The 16,926-nt window shown below is 36.0% G+C and carries 15 protein-coding genes; 10 read left to right on the top strand and 5 right to left on the bottom strand.

The genetic code is table 11. From position 1 onward, the window contains the following. Positions 1–39 precede the first annotated feature (39 nt). The 4 genes from RNZ47_RS11085 (at position 40) to RNZ47_RS11070 (ending at position 3,329) form a co-directional block, all read left to right on the top strand. Positions 40–1,893, top strand: coding sequence for a tetratricopeptide repeat protein (locus tag RNZ47_RS11085; RefSeq protein ID WP_311939934.1), 1,854 nt, complete (start codon positions 40–42; stop codon positions 1,891–1,893). Between the two features lie 272 nt (positions 1,894–2,165). Continuing rightward, the gene (locus RNZ47_RS11080) at positions 2,166–2,492 is read left to right on the top strand and encodes a hypothetical protein (RefSeq protein ID WP_311939932.1); all 327 of its coding nucleotides are present in this window, start codon (positions 2,166–2,168) and stop codon (positions 2,490–2,492) included. A gap of 21 nt (positions 2,493–2,513) precedes the next feature. After that, the gene (locus RNZ47_RS11075) at positions 2,514–2,933 is read left to right on the top strand and encodes a hypothetical protein (protein WP_311939930.1); all 420 of its coding nucleotides are present in this window, start codon (positions 2,514–2,516) and stop codon (positions 2,931–2,933) included. Between the two features lie 42 nt (positions 2,934–2,975). Next, positions 2,976–3,329 (top strand): hypothetical protein, encoded by a 354-nt coding sequence (locus tag RNZ47_RS11070; RefSeq protein ID WP_311939928.1) that lies wholly within the window; start codon positions 2,976–2,978, stop codon positions 3,327–3,329. Between the two features lie 6 nt (positions 3,330–3,335). Here the strand turns inward: RNZ47_RS11070 and bshC are convergent, their stop codons facing one another. Then, positions 3,336–4,934 carry a bacillithiol biosynthesis cysteine-adding enzyme BshC gene (gene bshC / locus RNZ47_RS11065; protein ID WP_311939926.1) on the bottom strand — a complete coding sequence of 533 codons (1,599 nt, stop codon included), beginning with the start codon at positions 4,932–4,934 and terminating at the stop codon, positions 3,336–3,338. A 203-nt stretch (positions 4,935–5,137) separates the two neighbouring features. On the opposite strand from bshC, the gene RNZ47_RS11060 reads away from it, so the two are divergent. The 3 genes from RNZ47_RS11060 (at position 5,138) to RNZ47_RS11050 (ending at position 10,256) form a co-directional block, all read left to right on the top strand. After that, entirely contained in the window at positions 5,138–5,947 is an 810-nt protein-coding gene (locus RNZ47_RS11060; protein WP_311939924.1) for a carboxylesterase family protein, read from the top strand. A gap of 307 nt (positions 5,948–6,254) precedes the next feature. Next, complete coding sequence (locus tag RNZ47_RS11055) at positions 6,255–8,753, top strand: M14 family metallopeptidase (RefSeq protein ID WP_311939922.1); 2,499 nt, start codon at positions 6,255–6,257, stop codon at positions 8,751–8,753. A gap of 63 nt (positions 8,754–8,816) precedes the next feature. Next, complete coding sequence (locus RNZ47_RS11050; protein ID WP_311939920.1) at positions 8,817–10,256, top strand: sulfatase; 1,440 nt, start codon at positions 8,817–8,819, stop codon at positions 10,254–10,256. A 35-nt stretch (positions 10,257–10,291) separates the two neighbouring features. Here RNZ47_RS11050 and RNZ47_RS11045 read toward each other — a convergent pair whose 3' ends face one another. Continuing rightward, complete coding sequence (locus RNZ47_RS11045) at positions 10,292–10,786, bottom strand: hypothetical protein (RefSeq protein WP_311939918.1); 495 nt, start codon at positions 10,784–10,786, stop codon at positions 10,292–10,294. A 386-nt stretch (positions 10,787–11,172) separates the two neighbouring features. On the opposite strand from RNZ47_RS11045, the gene RNZ47_RS11040 reads away from it, so the two are divergent. Next, a complete protein-coding gene (locus RNZ47_RS11040; protein WP_311939917.1) occupies positions 11,173–11,553 on the top strand; it encodes a putative zinc-binding protein in 381 nt (126 codons plus the stop codon). Positions 11,554–11,556: 3 nt separating this feature from the next. On the opposite strand, the gene lipB is transcribed toward RNZ47_RS11040, so the two are convergent. Genes lipB through RNZ47_RS11025 form a run of 3 tightly spaced genes read right to left on the bottom strand, consistent with a single transcriptional unit; the run spans position 11,557 to position 13,226 of the window. Continuing rightward, positions 11,557–12,264, bottom strand: a complete 708-nt coding sequence (gene lipB / locus RNZ47_RS11035) for a lipoyl(octanoyl) transferase LipB (RefSeq protein ID WP_311939915.1) — start codon at positions 12,262–12,264, stop codon at positions 11,557–11,559. 2 nt (positions 12,265–12,266) lie between these two features. After that, on the bottom strand, positions 12,267–13,025 hold the full coding sequence (locus tag RNZ47_RS11030; RefSeq protein ID WP_311939914.1) for a hypothetical protein: 759 nt from the start codon (positions 13,023–13,025) through the stop codon (positions 12,267–12,269). A gap of 42 nt (positions 13,026–13,067) precedes the next feature. Next, the gene (locus RNZ47_RS11025) at positions 13,068–13,226 is read right to left on the bottom strand and encodes a YqaE/Pmp3 family membrane protein (protein WP_311939912.1); all 159 of its coding nucleotides are present in this window, start codon (positions 13,224–13,226) and stop codon (positions 13,068–13,070) included. A gap of 268 nt (positions 13,227–13,494) precedes the next feature. On the opposite strand from RNZ47_RS11025, the gene lysS reads away from it, so the two are divergent. Both lysS and RNZ47_RS11015 read left to right on the top strand, forming a co-directional pair. Then, entirely contained in the window at positions 13,495–15,186 is a 1,692-nt protein-coding gene (lysS, locus tag RNZ47_RS11020; protein WP_311939910.1) for a lysine--tRNA ligase, read from the top strand. A 334-nt stretch (positions 15,187–15,520) separates the two neighbouring features. Then, entirely contained in the window at positions 15,521–16,825 is a 1,305-nt protein-coding gene (locus tag RNZ47_RS11015) for a metal-dependent hydrolase family protein (protein WP_311939908.1), read from the top strand. Positions 16,826–16,926 lie beyond the last annotated feature (101 nt).

Here is a 16,926-nt window from a genome sequence, read left to right as displayed (position 1 = left end):
ATAAAAAGGTATTTTTATCAAACACCAACCTTCTATTACATGATAAAGACCTTTTTTTTACTTTCCTTAATACCTTTAGCATTAGTTACCCAAAACAATAAAAAGGTTGATAGTTTATTAAAAATCTATAACAGCTTACCAGACAATGCAGATAAGGTTTACATACTTGACAGACTACACTATGCAACATTATACAATGATGTTGGATTAGCTAAAAAATATGCTTTCAACATGCTTGATTTGGCTACTAAATTAAATGAAACAGAGGAAATTGGATTTGCAAATTTCAATATAGGTACTAGTTTTAGACAAATAGGTCAAAAAGATTCTGCCACAATTTTCTTTAAAAAAGCCCAGTCCATTTTTAAAACTAATGGGTATGCCGAAGGAGAAACTTTGGTAAACAATGCCTTTGCTACTTTGGCCCTCGAAAAGGGAGACCATAAACTTGCCTTTGAGCTTACTCAAAAAAATGTAACTATCGCTCAAGCAAACAATAATCTAAGGGGCGAAGGTTTGGCATATAAATTCATGGGGTTAATATTTAGAGAAAAAGGAGATTTTGAAAATGCGCTAGCGTATTGTTATAAAGCGTTAAAACTCTTAACGAAACCTTACGACAGATTGGAAAGAGCGGATACCTTATCTGAAATTGGTCGCATAGAGACTGAATTAGGAAATTTTGAAAATGCCAATACCTACTTATATGAAGCCAAAGCCATTTACGAACAAGAAAATGACCAAGATTTTTTAGCCCAAAGCCTTATGAATATTGGTGGTAATTATTATCACCTCAAGGCCTACAACAAAGCAGAAAAAACACTTACCCAAGCACTACAATTGGCTCGTAAGGTCCCATCACCTACTGTTGAGTGCTTAGCACTTTTTGAATTGGGTAAAACTTATATACGATTAAACCAACCCCATAAAGCGCTAAATTATTTAAAAACCGCTATGGATTTTGGTAAAAAGAACAACCGTATTATGGATGTAATTAAGTCTGCCTATCAAATCAGTGAGTTTTATTATGAAGAAAACAATACTGATATGGCATTAAAATATGCTAACAATGCCATTAACCTAGCAGATTCTGTAGGACTCCATGTTATGCGCATGCATACGTACGAATTGCGATCGAACATTTATAAAAAAAGAAGTGCTTTTAAACCTGCTGTGGAAGATTTTACTAAGTTTAAGTTTATACAAGATAGTTTATTCCAAATTGAAAAAACAAAGGAAATAGAAAAGCTTAAAACTATCTATGAAACGGAAAAGAAGGAATTACAGATTGCGCAACAAGAAACTGCCATTTCACTTTTGGAGCAGGAAGCCCGAATAAATAACTTACAAAAATTGCTTTTAGGTGGAGGGCTTGTACTATCACTTTTATTTTTTGGTCTAGGCTTTTATGCCATTCGTCAAAAAATGAAGCGTAACCATTTAGAAAAAGAACGTGTTAAAGCAGAATTGGCATTCAAAAAGAAAGAACTTACCACTCATGCTTTGCACTTAGCCAAAAAGAACGAAGTTTTAGAAAATTTAAAGCAACAAGCAAAAGCGCTTAAGGTTGCCTCAAAAGAAAGCAAAGGCTATCAAGAGCTTATTAAAACTATAAATTTCGACCAGAAGGATGATAAAAACTGGGAAAACTTTACACAATATTTTGAGCAGGTTCACAAAGATTTTAGTTTTAACGTTAAAACTAAATACCCTGAAGTAACTAAAAACGAACTGCGTTTTATGGCTCTTTTAAAAATGAATATGTCTTCAAAAGAAATTGCAACCATATTAAATATATCTACCGGTGGCGTGAAAAAAGCAAGACATCGTCTCCGTAAAAAAATGGATTTAACCCCTCAAGATTCGCTAGAAAACGCCGTTTTAGCCATTTAACTCATTTCTCCTCCCCTTTCAAAACCCTTATAAACTCTAGGCTAAAAAGGTGTACCCCCTTTGTACCCCATCCATATTTTTAATCTTGGAACCACTCTTCTAAGTTTGTAATGTCATTAAGTTGACAAACAAGTTTTGTGGAGTCTTGCACTGGTTATGGCTGCAGACTAAACCGGTTGCAAGAAACTCCAAAAACTAATCATAAATCCGCAAAACAATGAATTATGAAAACTCCATTACAACAAAAAATATTTACTCTTTGCACGTTAATATTGCAAATTTCCTTAGTTGCATGCTTAACTTCCTGTTCGGCAGAAGACCAAGAAACATGCGATGGCAATGGTTGGCTTACCATTACCAACAACAATCGCTCTTATAACCTACACGTTTACGAAAACGCTTCTAGTGTAGACCGCTCCGACAGAGACGGTGACCATGTTATAAATACTCAAGGCAAAGAAACTATTACATTACCTGAAGGTCCTTATACACTCTATTTGAGATATAAAACCAACAATGATAAATGGATTGTAGTAGATAATAGTTTGGAAATGGACATATACAGTTGTCAAGAAGAATTTCTAAAATATTCTAATTAATCGCCATATAACTTAAAAATTATGAATTCTTTATTTAAAAAATACAGCCATAGATTGAACACATTGTGTTTGATAGTTATAAGCACAACGACCATGTTGGTTTCTTGCAGCAAAGACGAAATATGTGATACTCCAGCCACATTAACCCTTAAAAACAATGAAAGTTTGTACCCAAGACATGTATACTTTATTGAAGATGAATCTGACATTTATGATATAAATGAAAACGATTTACCTCCAAATTATATCATCCCTTCCAAACAATCACAAATCATCATTTTAACACCTGGAAAATACAAGCTTTACTCTTTTGTTTATGAAAGAGGAAGATGCTCTCGTTGTCAAGATAAGATTCATAACGAAACCATCTCTGAACTTGAGATTTCTAATTGCGAGGAAAATGTAACCACATTTCCTGACTTAGACTTAGGTAGAAATTAATTAAAATCCAAATTAATTGATAAATTATAAACATCCACAAAAATGAAAACTCTTATAAAAACAATTCAAATAATAGTAATAGGCCTATTAGTAAGCTCATGTGTTTCCTCAAAAAATTACGCCAATAGAATTAATACATGGCGTGGAGCCGATGTAAATGACTTAATTAACAGCTGGGGACCACCAAGCGACATTTACGAATTGCCAAACGGCAGCAAAATGTATACGTATTTGTATGTTAATAATTCCTTGGTAACGACCCGACACAGCCAATTTGCCGATGTAACTTACCAATCAACAACTCAAAATTATTGCCAAACATCATTCACGGCCAATAAAAACAATGTTATTGAAAGCACTACTTTTAAAGGTAGTTCCTGTATATCCCTAAAATAACAATGATTAAAAGGTTAAGATTGAGAAATCCCCTTTTAATGGCTTTAAATTTTCTATCAATTTAACAATAAGCGATTCGCCATATTCCAGATAAAACTCTGAGAAATTGGTGTTTCGCTCTTGCAAACTGCCGTTTGGGAATAGTACTCTTTGTAGGTCGCGCATTCTAGAAACTTGATCTGCCAGTTGTCGTTTTTGTGCTTTTAATAAGCGTTTCTCCAAATTATCAAGCCCTTTTAACTGCTTTACCTCTTGGGCTTTTACTGCGCCTAAAAAGGACTTATCGGTTTGTTCGGCCATTTGGTACAAGGCTTCAAACTGTGTTTTAAGCTGTGCTTTTTGAGGCGAAAAATCGATATCAATATCCGAAATCTGTCTTACTTTTTTATTTATAAACGCATCGGGTTTCAGAAAGATATCGGCTTTTGAAATATGGAGCTTATCAAGTTTTTCCTGTTGCTTTTCCGTTTGGATTAAAACCGAATTACGAAGCAAAAGTATTGGAAATGGTACTTTAACAGTATTAAAAAACTGTTTTAATTGAAACCAGTATGCCAATTCGCCACCGCCGCCAATGTAGCACAGATTGGGCAATATGACTTCTTGATACAAGGGGCGCATAATCACGTTTGGCGAAAAGCGCTCTGGGTGTTCTAAAAGTTCTTTTTGTACCTCATTCTTACGCCATGAAATATCAGTATTTAAGACTTTGTAAATGTCGTCTTCAAAAACAATACGTTCGCGTAAATTTTCTTTTAAATAAAACAGGTTGATTTCCCGTGGATTAACTTGAATTCCATAATCTTTTGAAATCGCTTCATTTGTTTTTGAAACCGATTTATGCGATGTTTGATTTAGCAATTCATCTTCCAAAAAAGGAATAAATTGTCTTTTTAAGTCGGCTTCATTGGCATCAATAATTACCAATCCGTAATCTGTAAACAACGCGTTAGCCAAAAAACGTGTGGCATCTGTTAGATTACTGTGTTTTATATAAGCGTCTTCAAATAACTGCTTCAAATAATCGGCGTTTTTACCATGCCCCAATTCTTTTGAAAACAGCTCGAAAACCTTATCTAATCCATCAGTTTGCAATTCACCAACCGCTCCGTTTGACTGGTGGTTCCACTGTATTTTTTTGCCCTTAAAATTAAAATAATTGATTTCTTCAAAATCGTGGTCTTCGGTCGCCATCCAATACACAGGCACAAAATTGTTTTTTGGATAGGCCTCTTTTAATTGTTTTGTAAGGTTTATGGTTGAAATGATTTTATACAGAAAATACAGCGGCCCAGTGAATAAATTTAATTGATGCCCTGTTGTTATTGTAAAGGTGTTTTCGGCTTTTAGCCATTCAATATTTTGAAGGGTTTGCTTTGATGCTTCAATATTTTGGTATTGTTGGCTTAAAACTGAAGCCAAAATTTTACGGTGGGTTTCTGAAACAAGTTCCGAATGGCGCTTCTCCTCCATTTGGGCCTTAAAATTTTCAAGATTTGGAAAACGATTGTAAAACGGATTTAACTCGCTTTTTTCATCTAAATAATCACTAATTAATGATGAAAAGTAACCAGTATCGCGAAACGGAATATAATTTTGATGCATGTTTAATTAAAAAATTATGTAAATATACAGTTATTCCAATTTTATCATTCTAAAAAATACGTTAAAGCATTTGGCATTAATTCTATTTCAAGAATTCGGTTTCCCTATCAATATACGTCATTCAATGTATTTTTAACAATAATTTGAAGCTGATTCATTCAAATTTTATTAATTTCACATGGCATCATCAAAATAAATCAATCATGAAAAACCTCAAATTCGTTTTAATCTTTTCATTAATCCTCTTTTCTTTTTTGAGCTGTAATAAATCCGGCATTTTTGATGAACCCGATATTGGTGATGCTGGACCGCGGACCTATGAAGATATTCAAGACGATTTTAGCAACATCGATTTTAATACTGGAAACAATGATATTTCACTAGAAAACCTAAATAACGGTACTTGGAACTTTAGGGTAATTATGCCGGATGTGGATTTTACAAATAACAAAAGACCGCTAATTATTACCTTACACGGTTGTGCTGCTTGTGGCGACTCGCCAAATGCCCATAAATTTACGGAGTGTTTAGCTGAAACAGGCTTTGAATCGCTTGATGCCATTATAATCAGTCCGAATAGCAATGCCATATTATGGCCAACAATTGATAACAACGAACAGGTTTTAGCCTTAGTGGATTTAGCATCCACATACCTACCGGTAGATACCAATAAAGTGGTGATACACGGCTATAGCGATGGCGGCAACGGAAGTTGGTTTTTTGCCGAAACCCAATCCGATATTTTCTCTGCATCTATTCCCATGGCCAGTCAATATAACACAACAAACAACGGTGTGGGCAGGAAAATACCTATTCCGGTGTATGTGATTCATGGTGAGGATGATGCTTTATTTCCTGTGGAGAATGTCGAAAATTGGGTAAACGCCAGCATTGATTCCGGTAGCGATATTACCATGGTAATTGCCCCAGGCTTAACCCATAACGAACCTTGCGAATACGCATCCTATTTACAAGATGCCGCTGATTGGTTGGTTAATCATGTTTGGAATTAGCTTAAACAGACCATAAACTTAAAAATATTAGGTTTTTAAATTTTGGTAACGATGATTGGCCGTTTGTAAAACTACTAAAACCACTAAATAGACAAATATGTGGATCATTCATTTTGTCCATGGTTTGCCTGATTCTATCAAACCGTTATTTCTTTGAAAAAATAATTTATTCAAAAAAAAACATCTCAGGTGAATTGATTTTCTAAATCAAATTATCTATTAAACATTAAATATTATCAAGATTTTTACGTTAGGCACGCATTTATAAATTGAGTAAATTAGCGGCTCATTTATACAGTCATTTTTTATGAAACATTTTTTAAGTCGTTTTCTGTTTTTAACTTTCTTGGTATTTACCCTTAACCTCAATTCTCAAAACATTCAATCGCCTTCAGAGTTTTTAGGCTACGATTTAGGTACTCAGTTTTCCAGACACCATCAAGTGGTGGATTACTTTAAACAGGTTTCCAACCAACTTCCGAACCAAGTTAAACTTGAAAAGTATGGCGAAACTTACGAACGCAGACCGCTAATGGTTGCTTACGTTTCATCTGAAGAAAATTTGCAAAACCTTGAAACCATTCGACAAAACAACTTAAAAAACACCGGTGTGAATGCCGGTACTCCAACCAAAACCGATATTGCCATTTTATGGTTAAGCTACAACGTACACGGTAACGAAGCGTCGAGTAGCGAAGCGGCCATGAAAACGCTGTACAAACTTTTAACCGAAAAACAAGACTGGTTGCAAAATACCGTAGTTATTATCGATCCGTGCTTAAATCCAGATGGCCGCGACCGCTATGTTAATTGGTACAACACAACAGCAAGTACACCATACGATATAAACCAACAAGCCAGCGAACATAATGAACCTTGGCCCGGTGGAAGACCAAACCATTATCTGTTCGATTTAAACAGAGATTGGGCGTGGGCAACCCAAATCGAGTCGGCCTCTAGATTAAAAATTTACAACAAGTGGTTGCCCCATATTCATGTGGATTTTCATGAACAAGGCATTAACGAGCCTTACTATTTTGCGCCGGCTGCCGAACCTTTTCATGAAATAATTACCAATTGGCAACGCGATTTCCAAACACAAATTGGTAAAAACCATGCGACATATTTCGATAAAGCGGGTTGGCTTTATTTTACCAAAGAACGTTTCGACTTACTCTATCCCAGCTATGGCGACACGTATCCTACATACATGGGCGCCATTGGCATGACATACGAGCAAGCTGGACATGGGCGTGCAGGATTGGGTGTTTTAAATGATGAAGGCGCTATTTTAACGCTTATCGATAGAATTGCTCATCACACCACAGCGGGTTTATCAACCGTTGAAATAGCTTCCAAACATGCTGAAAAATTAAATACCGAGTTTAAAAAATTCTTCGATAATTCAAACTTAACATATAAAAGCTATGTAATGCAGGGCGATACCGATAACATTGAATCGTTAAAAAATCTATTGGACAAACACGAGATTTCTTATGGTTTCGCTCAAGGCGGAAAAGTTAGCGGTTACCATTATAATACATCTTCCCAAGGGCAAATAAACACCACATCAAAAGATTTGGTGGTGAGCACCAATCAACCAAAAGGCAAAATGGTAAAAGTACTTTTTGAGCCAAACACCAAATTAAGCGATTCCATCACTTACGATATTACAGCTTGGAGTTTACCTTATGCTTACGGGCTAAATGCCGTGGCAAGTAAAAACATAGTACCCACAAAAACAATACTGCAAGCCGCAATAAATAATACAATCAGCAAAACCGCAACGGGTTATTTGGTAACGTGGAACCATTTAAAAGACGCTAAATTTTTAGCCGATTTATTAAATCAAAATATAAAAGTAAGATTTACCGAAAAGCCATTAAAAACCGAAGGAGAAACTTTTAACAGCGGCTCTTTGATTATTGTTAGGGGCGATAACAAAAAAGTGGATGATTTCGATAATATTGTTGTAAACACAGCAAACAAACACAACCGAAAACTAACCACTGCGCAATCCGGTTTTTCAACAGATGGTCCCGATTTTGGTTCGCCCGAGATTAAATTGGTTAACAAACAAAAAATTGCAATGCTCTCCGGTAAAAGCACCTCATCTTTAAATTACGGCGCACTTTGGTACTTTTTTGAAAGGCAATTACATTACCCGGTTACTTCCATAAACACAGAAAATTTTGCTGGTTTGAACCTAAATAAATTTGATGTTCTTATTATTCCCAACGGATATTATTCAAGTATTTTGAACGACAAAGGTTTAGAAAAATTAAAATCGTGGGTTGCCAGTGGCGGAAAAGTAATCGCCATAGGCAACGCCCTAAATGCTTTTACGGGCAAAAATGGTTTTAATATAAAAAAGAGTGAAACCGACAAAAAAGACGAGGATAGCAACAACTTAATACCCTACGCCGATAGAGAACGCGAAGCTATAAAAAACCTGATTTCCGGGGCTATTTTTAAAACAAAAGTCGATAACACACATCCCCTGGCTTTTGGTTACGATACCAATTACCTGTCACTTAAAGTTAGCAGTAGCGCCTACAAACTATTGGGCAAAAACCATTTTAATGTGGCCTATCTAGATAACAATCCAACTAAAGTCTCGGGGTTTGCAGGAAGCAATGCCTTAAAAAAACTAAACAACACTTTAATTTTTGGAGAAGAACGAATTGGCAAAGGCAGCATGATTTATATGGTTGACGATGTAATGTTTAGAAGTTTTTGGGAAAACGGAAAACTGTTTTTTGCAAACGCCATTTTCTTTGTAAATAACAATGCGGTCGAGCTGTAGTTTTTACTGTATTTAAGTTTCAAACAAAGCTCTAAAATGACTTTAACTTATAAGAAATAAACTATGAAACCATTTATTTATTCCGTGTTTTTTCTGCTAAGTTTCTGTGTCTTTTCCCAAGAAAAAAAGCCCAATATATTGTTTATTATTTCAGACGATTTAACGGCAACAGCAGTGTCATCGTACGAAAACAAAGCATGCTACACACCAAACATTGATCAATTAGCCTCAGAAGGCGTTAGGTACACCAAAGCCTATACGCAATACCCGGTTTGCGGTCCGTCCCGAGCCTCTTTTATGTCTGGTTATTACCCCAATGCCACCACTACTTTTGGCTATGTTAGCGGTAGAAAAAATATAGGTCACGACCGAAAAACATGGTCACAGCTATTTAAGGAAAACGGCTATTATACCGCACGGGTAAGCAAAATTTACCACATGGGTGTTCCTATTGATATCGAAACCGGCTCGAACGGGCAAGATGATGAAGCCTCGTGGACCGAACGTTTTAACAGCCCTGGCCCCGAATGGAAAGCCGATGGCGATGCCGAATTGGTTCAAGGAAATCCTGATGGCAAAATTGAAAGAAAGGGCGGAAACGTCATGACGATTGTAAAAGCTGATGGTGACGATTTAGTGCATTCCGATGGAAAAACGGCCAAAAAAGCCTCAGAACTTATTAAAAAACACAAAGACAAACCCTTTTTTTTAGCGGTGGGTTTTGTAAGGCCACATGTGCCATTTGTGGCGCCAAAATCGTATTTTGAACCATATCCTTTTAACGAAGTCATTTTACCCAAAAAAGTTGATGGCGATTGGGACGATATACCAAAACGAGGCATAAACTACGTAACGAGCCTTAATGCAAAAATGAGTTTAGAGCAAAAAAAAAAGGCAGTGGCTGCATATTACGCATCGGTTTCCTACATGGATGCACAAGTTGGGAAAGTGCTTAAAACGCTTAAAGATGAAGGGTTGGAAGACAACACCATTGTTATTTTCACTTCCGATCACGGCTTCCATTTAGGCGAGCATGATTTCTGGATGAAAGTGAGTTTGCACGAAGAGTCTGTTCGCGTACCGTTAATCATTAAAGTTCCCGGTAAAAAAGCCGCTGTTTGTCATTCTTTTGTTGAATTATTGGATTTGTATCCAACCATTGCCGAACTAGCGGGTTTAAAACCATCAAAACATTTACAAGGAAAAAGTTTGGTAAAAACGCTAGACAACCCCAAAAAGAAAGTTCGGGATATGGCCTTTAGTGTTTCGCAAGGCGGAAAAAGTTTTTTATTGCGGAATGATAAATGGGCTTATATTCAATATAACGAAGATGCCTCAGCGGGCATTGAGCTTTTTGATATGGAAACAGACCCCAAACAATATACCAATTTAGCCGAAAACCCGGAATATGCCAAGGTTGTCGCTCAATTCAAAAAGAAACTTGCCAAGAAATTAAAAGCTATTAGAACTAACGATTTGGGTATTGCATATTCTAACGATTAAAACTTACTTATTAGATAATATTCAATAATCGCAAACTAAATTTTGTCATCGATATTACCTTTAATACCATCAATATTAGATAATCTAGATTGCTCTTTGATATTAATAATTCTTTTATAAAGCCATATTTCTTCAATAATTAGAAATACAACTATTAAAAAAATAATACCACAAAATATAATTATAGAATATAATTCTGAGCTTAGTTTTGTTTTATTTAAGCTATAAATTGAATACAACATAAAAAAAGCCATTAAAAAAGTGGATATGGCAAATAGCACATTACCAACCCATAAAACAACATCTTTTAAAATACTTGTATTAAAAGTTAAATTATAATATTTAAAAGTTTTAAAATGATAAACTACACTTAAAGCACCTGTAGGAATCATTAACAAAGGAATTAACATGCTATATTCAAAAGAACCTTTTTCAACAATTATAACTGAATACATTAAAGCAATTGACATTGAAGTAAGCAACAAACAACAAATCAATAATAGTATTTTAAAAAAGCGTTTTATTTTCATTGTTTAAAAACTCGGCCTCAAAAAAAATTTTAGGAACTCTTCTTTAACCTCAATTTCATCAACTGTTTTTTGAGCCAACTCTACATTCAAGAAAGTTACTACTTTTCCTCGAAACCACAGAGCGTATTAGTGCCGAAATAACCTAAAATAGAATATACATTTAGTCTAAAATCGAAATTATAAAAAAATCGTTGTTTGTTCTAAAAAGACATTAATAAACTACAGCAATTAACCAACTTAACCCTAAAGCTTTACGCAACTTCAATTTAATCGTTTACAGGTTTATATTATGACATTTATCATTTTATATCACTCTTGTTATAATCATTTTTGTATCGTGAAATTTCGCCGAAAAAGTTCAGTACCGCGATAAATGGTTATGGTTTATGACAAAAAGTGATCAAAAAAAAATACAGCCCTTAATTTATTCTTGCTCAGGTTGTAGCAATGTGGCCCAATTAGCAAACGACATAGCATTGAAAGCCAATGCTGATGGTATAGCCGAAATGTCCTGTATCGCAGGCATAGGCGGAAAGGTTAAGCCTTTGGTTAAAAAAGCACAATCCAACAGACCTATTATTGCCATAGACGGCTGTGTTTTACAATGTGCCAAACATTGCCTAAAGGGTATAAATGTTGAGCCAACCGAACATGTTATTTTAACGGATTACGATTTTAAAAAGAAAAATGACAGCAAATTACAATTGGAACAGGAAATGGAAACCTACCACCTTATTGCTGAAAAAATAAAAAACATAGAGCATTAAGCTTTAAATTTTGTTATAAAACTCAGCCTCAAAAAGATTGGAAAAATGTTTTAAAAGTTTTTCTTTAACCTCGGTTTCATCAACTGTTTTTTGAGCCAACTCCACGTTTAAGGAGGTTACTGCTTTTCCGCGAATACCACAGGGTATGATATTATCGAAATACCCCAAATTAGCGTTTACGTTCAATGCAAACCCGTGCATGGTTACCCAACGGCTCGCCCGAACGCCCATGGCACAAATTTTACGAGCAAAGGGTGTGCCAACATCTAGCCAAACACCGGTTTCTCCGGGGCTTCGTTCGGCTTTTAAATCGTATTCGGCCAACGTTAAAATTATCATTTCTTCTAAAAAACGCAGGTATTTATGGATGTCGGTAAAAAAGTTTTCCAAATCTAAAATAGGATAGCCAACCACTTGTCCCGGGCCGTGGTAGGTAATATCGCCACCGCGATTAATTTTATAAAAGGTTGCGCCTTTTTCGGTAAGCTGTGCTTCGCTTAAAAGCAAATTTGACAAATCGCCGCTTTTGCCCAAAGTATAAACATGCGGATGCTCAACAAACAAGAAATAGTTTTGGGTTTTTAAACCCGCTTCTTCGCGCCTGTTTTTAATTTTGGTGTCAACAATACCTTTAAACAATTGCTCTTGGTAATCCCAAGTTTGCTTATAGTCTTTATAGCCTAAATCCTGCAGTTCTATTGTTTTGTTCAAACTTAATCTTCTAATAAAATTTCTAAATTCATTATTTCAGGGTCCGTTATATATTCCATTAAGCCATACTCAATGGTTACGGTTTTTCCATCTGCACTAAATAGCGCATTTTCATTTGATACAGACTTAATTTTTTTAGGAAAATGATATTTAAGCTTATATTTGGAATTAGTAAACATCATAGCCGCATTACCTAAACTATCTGTTATTTGCTTTTGTACTTCCTTATCTACTATTTTTACCGTACGTTTAAAAATGCCATTGTTAAAAGAATAACTCAAATTTGAATTACCTCCATTCATCATTGACGAAAAAGGATTAGTAGGATCGTTAACTTTAGCCGCTTCTTTTCCTTTTAAATTACTTACTGCGTTTAATGCCATAAACATATCTTGTAATTCATTCGCGCTTTTAAAATTTGTAAAAATTTCAAAATTCATTTTCTTTTCTTTTTCACTAACTAACATATGTACCGAAAAAGGTTCTAAGGCTTTTAATTTTTCTTGTTCTTCAACAGATAATGTTGAAATACTATCCCTTTTCTGGTCAAATATTTCTTTGAAAGTAAATGTAGAATCCATATCCTTTTCACTAGTACTTTCGCTCATTGTATCTCCTGCCATTTGCATAATTTCCGATGCATCAAAGCTAAATTCCATTTTACCAGAACCATCTTCATTAAAATAAATATTTTCTGAAAATTGGCAACTGGTAAAAAACAACGTGATAAGGCATGCAGCCACAACATAAAATTTATTCATTTTTAAATTTTAAATAGGTTGATAGACTGCAAAGATAAACTTTTATCTGTTCGGATTATTAACAATAACCAATGCTGCGATAACGCCCGGAACCCAGCCGCAAAGCCATAGTAAAAAAGTGATTAAAATAGAGCCACAACCTTTATCTAAAACGGCTAAAGGCGGACAAATAATAGACAGTAAAACTCTCCAGAAACTCATTTGATTTTTTTTAATTGATGATTTACCTATTTGACGCAAAAGTATGTTTTTTGTTACACTTCGACTACGTTCAGTGCATGCTTTCTGCGTTAGGGATAGTAGTGAAAATCCTTTTTGTGAGGCACGAGTAAAAAGATTGTAGCGGATAGCCCGACCACTTGCCCTGAGCGCAGCCGAAGGGTTGTGGTAACGCCCAAAAAATTAATTTTAAAAGAGCGGTTTTAATAGTATCTTTGCGCATTAAAAATTTACACACAGCAATTATAATATGTCGCAATTATCAGAGCAAGAACTTGTACGAAGAGAAAAGTTAGCAAAATTACGTGAAATGGGCATTAATCCGTTTCCAGCGGATTTGTATCCCGTAAACCATACCTCAAAACAGGTAAAGGCTGAATTTGAGGAAGGCAAAAAAGTAATTATTGCCGGAAGATTGATGCTTATAAAAGTACAGGGCAAAGCGAGTTTTGCGCAGTTACAAGATGCTGAAGGCAAGATACAAGTGTATTTTAACAGGGACGAAATTTGCCCGGGCGAAGACAAAACAAAATACAACGAGGTGTTTAAAAAGCTTTTGGATTTTGGCGATTTTGTTGGCATTGAAGGTATATTGTTTACCACTCAAGTTGGTGAAAAAACGGTGAAAGTTAAAGATTTTACGCTATTAAGTAAAGCTTTAAAACCCCTGCCGTTACCCAAAGAAAAAGATGGAAAAATTTACGATGCCTTTACCGACCCAGAGCAACGTTACAGACAGCGCTATGCCGATTTAGTGGTGAACCCGCATGTAAAAAACGTATTTGTAAAACGCACCAAACTATTTAATGCCATGCGTAACTTTTTTAACGACGCTGGCTATTTTGAGGTGGAAACGCCTATTTTACAGCCTATTCCCGGTGGTGCTGCGGCACGTCCGTTTGTAACTCACCACAACGCTTTGGATGTGCCTTTGTATATGCGAATTGCGAACGAATTATATTTAAAACGTTTGATTGTTGGTGGTTTTGATGGGGTTTACGAGTTTTCTAAAAACTTTAGAAACGAAGGCATGGACAGAACCCACAACCCTGAGTTTACTGCCATGGAAATTTATGTGGCTTATAAAGACTACAATTGGATGATGGCCTTTTGCGAGCGTTTGTTGGAACACTGTGCCGTTGCCGTAAACGGTACTACAAAAGCCACTTTTGGTAACCACGAAATAGATTTTAAGGCTCCGTATGCCCGAGTAACAATGGCCGATTCCATAAAACATTTCACAGGGTTTGATATTACCGGAAAAACGGAAAGCGAGATAAGACAAGCTGCAAAAGACCTAGGTGTTGAAGTTGATGACACCATGGGCAAAGGCAAGCTTATTGATGAGATATTTGGCGAAAAATGCGAAGGCAACTACATACAGCCTACCTTTATTACGGATTATCCAAAAGAAATGAGTCCGTTGTGTAAGGAGCACCGCGACAATCCTGAATTAACAGAGCGTTTTGAACTGATGGTTTGCGGTAAGGAAATTGCCAATGCTTATTCAGAACTGAACGACCCTATAGACCAACGCGAGCGTTTTGAGCACCAATTAAAACTTGCCGCAAAAGGCGATGACGAAGCCACCGAATTTATAGATCACGACTTTTTACGCGCTTTAGAATATGGCATGCCTCCAACATCGGGCATGGGCATTGGCATGGATAGATTGATTATGTTTTTAACCAATAACCAATCGATACAAGAGGTTTTATTCTTTCCGCAAATGCGACCAGAGAAAAAAGCGGTTGCCCTAAGCGATGATGGGAAAGCTGTTCTAGAAATACTCAAAAAAGCAGAGACTTTGGATTTAAACGATTTAAAAACACAGTCGGGTTTATCGAATAAAAAATGGGACAAAACCATTAAGGAATTGACTAAAAACAAGCTGGCTAAAGTTGAAAAAACAGATGATGGTTTGTTTGTTGAGCTCGTTTAGCGTTCCTTTTTACAAGATTTTATAAAATAAAAAAAGCCCGTAATTTTTCAATTACGGGCTTTTTAACTAACTAAACTTAACTAACCTTTTTAATATGAAGTATTACTAACTAACCTCGGCACAAATTGACGACAAATAACTTAAAAAATCATGCTTATTTAGAAATGTTTAACGCTCAAAACTTCAGTTTTATGCTTTCTTTAAGAACTGGGTAATAACTTGTTAAAATTTTAAGAGTTGCGGTGTCGTTAACTTTTGGTGAAAACAATAAAAAAACTATCTTTAGGGGAATTATTCGTTTTTTAATAGCCATCGAAACTAATATAAAACTTCAATGAAAAAGCTCATACTATGCTTAACTCTATCGCTGTGTTTTTCTTTATTGACCCATGCACAAAACACAACCATTATTCATGCCGGCACCCTATTGGCAAACCCTGGAAGCAAGTCCGAAACCAATAAAAGCATTATTGTTGAAAACGGTATCATTAAAAACGTTAGAGATGGTTTTATCGGCGCATCGGATTTAAAGTTACCCGATTCAACCGTGAGTATTATCGATTTAAAAAACAAGTTCGTATTACCTGGTTTTATCGATTTACATACGCACATTACGCAAGAGCGAAACCCCAACAGCAATCCACATGAATGGACAACGCTTAATGATGAGGATTTTGCCTTTCGGTCTATTCCCTTTCTTAACAAAACGCTTATGGCCGGTTTTACAACCGTTAGAAATTTAGGTGCCGATTATCAGCTTATAAACTCCATTAAAAGGTCGATAGCCAGAGGCGACATTCATGGCCCGAGAATTATTGCTGCAACAGGCGCGGTTTCCGCTACGGGTGGACACGGCGATGCGCATGGTTACAGGCCTGAAATTTTAAATGCTTTTGAAAAACGGGTTGGTGTTTGCGATGGTGCCGACGATTGCCGAAGAGCCGTTAGAGAACTTGTAAAACAAGGTGCCGATGTTATTAAAATTACGGCTACAGGAGGCGTTTTAAGCAATACTGCAGCAGGTGTTGGACAGCAACTTACCGATGAGGAATTGGTCGCCATTGTAGAAACCGCTCATGGTTTGGGCAGAAAAGTAGCAGCGCACGCCCATGAAGCAAATGGTATTAATGCCGCTTTAAAAGCTGGCGTAAACTCTATTGAACACGGGTCTTATTTAAATGATGAATCCGTAGCATTATTCAATAAAACAGGTGCATATTTAGTGCCCACTTTGTTGGCAGGTGTTTCGGTTTCCGAAGAGTTAAAGGTTAACAAAAATATCCCACCTGCCATTGCAGATAAAATTCGTCAAGTCGGTCCCGTTGTCAAGGCGTCCTTTAAAAGAGCTTTAAAAGGAAACGTAAAAATTGCTTTTGGAACAGATTCCGGCGTTAGTGTTCACGGAACCAATGCCAGGGAATTTGAACTTATGGTCAAATACGGAATGGATGAAAATGAAGCCATAAAATCGGCAACCATTACGGCTTCAGAATTATTGGGAATGTCTGATAAACTGGGAACGATTTCCTCCGGAAAAATAGCAGATATTATTGCCGTGGACGAAAATCCGTTAACAAACATTTCTACTCTATTGCATGTTACTTTTGTAATGAAAGACGGCAAGGTTTTTAAACAATAAAATATTTGTTGAAGTTTTTTTTATTTGTAAGCAATCCGTTCATAGCGAATTAAATGTCCATTATTTCTACATTCAATAGCCATAAAAACATTAAACACTTA

Source organism: Hwangdonia seohaensis, from assembly GCF_031932625.1.
GTDB classification, from domain to species: Bacteria; Bacteroidota; Bacteroidia; order Flavobacteriales; family Flavobacteriaceae; genus Hwangdonia; species Hwangdonia seohaensis.
Note: the sequence above shows the minus strand (reverse complement) of the source record. Positions and strands in the feature narration are given on the sequence as shown.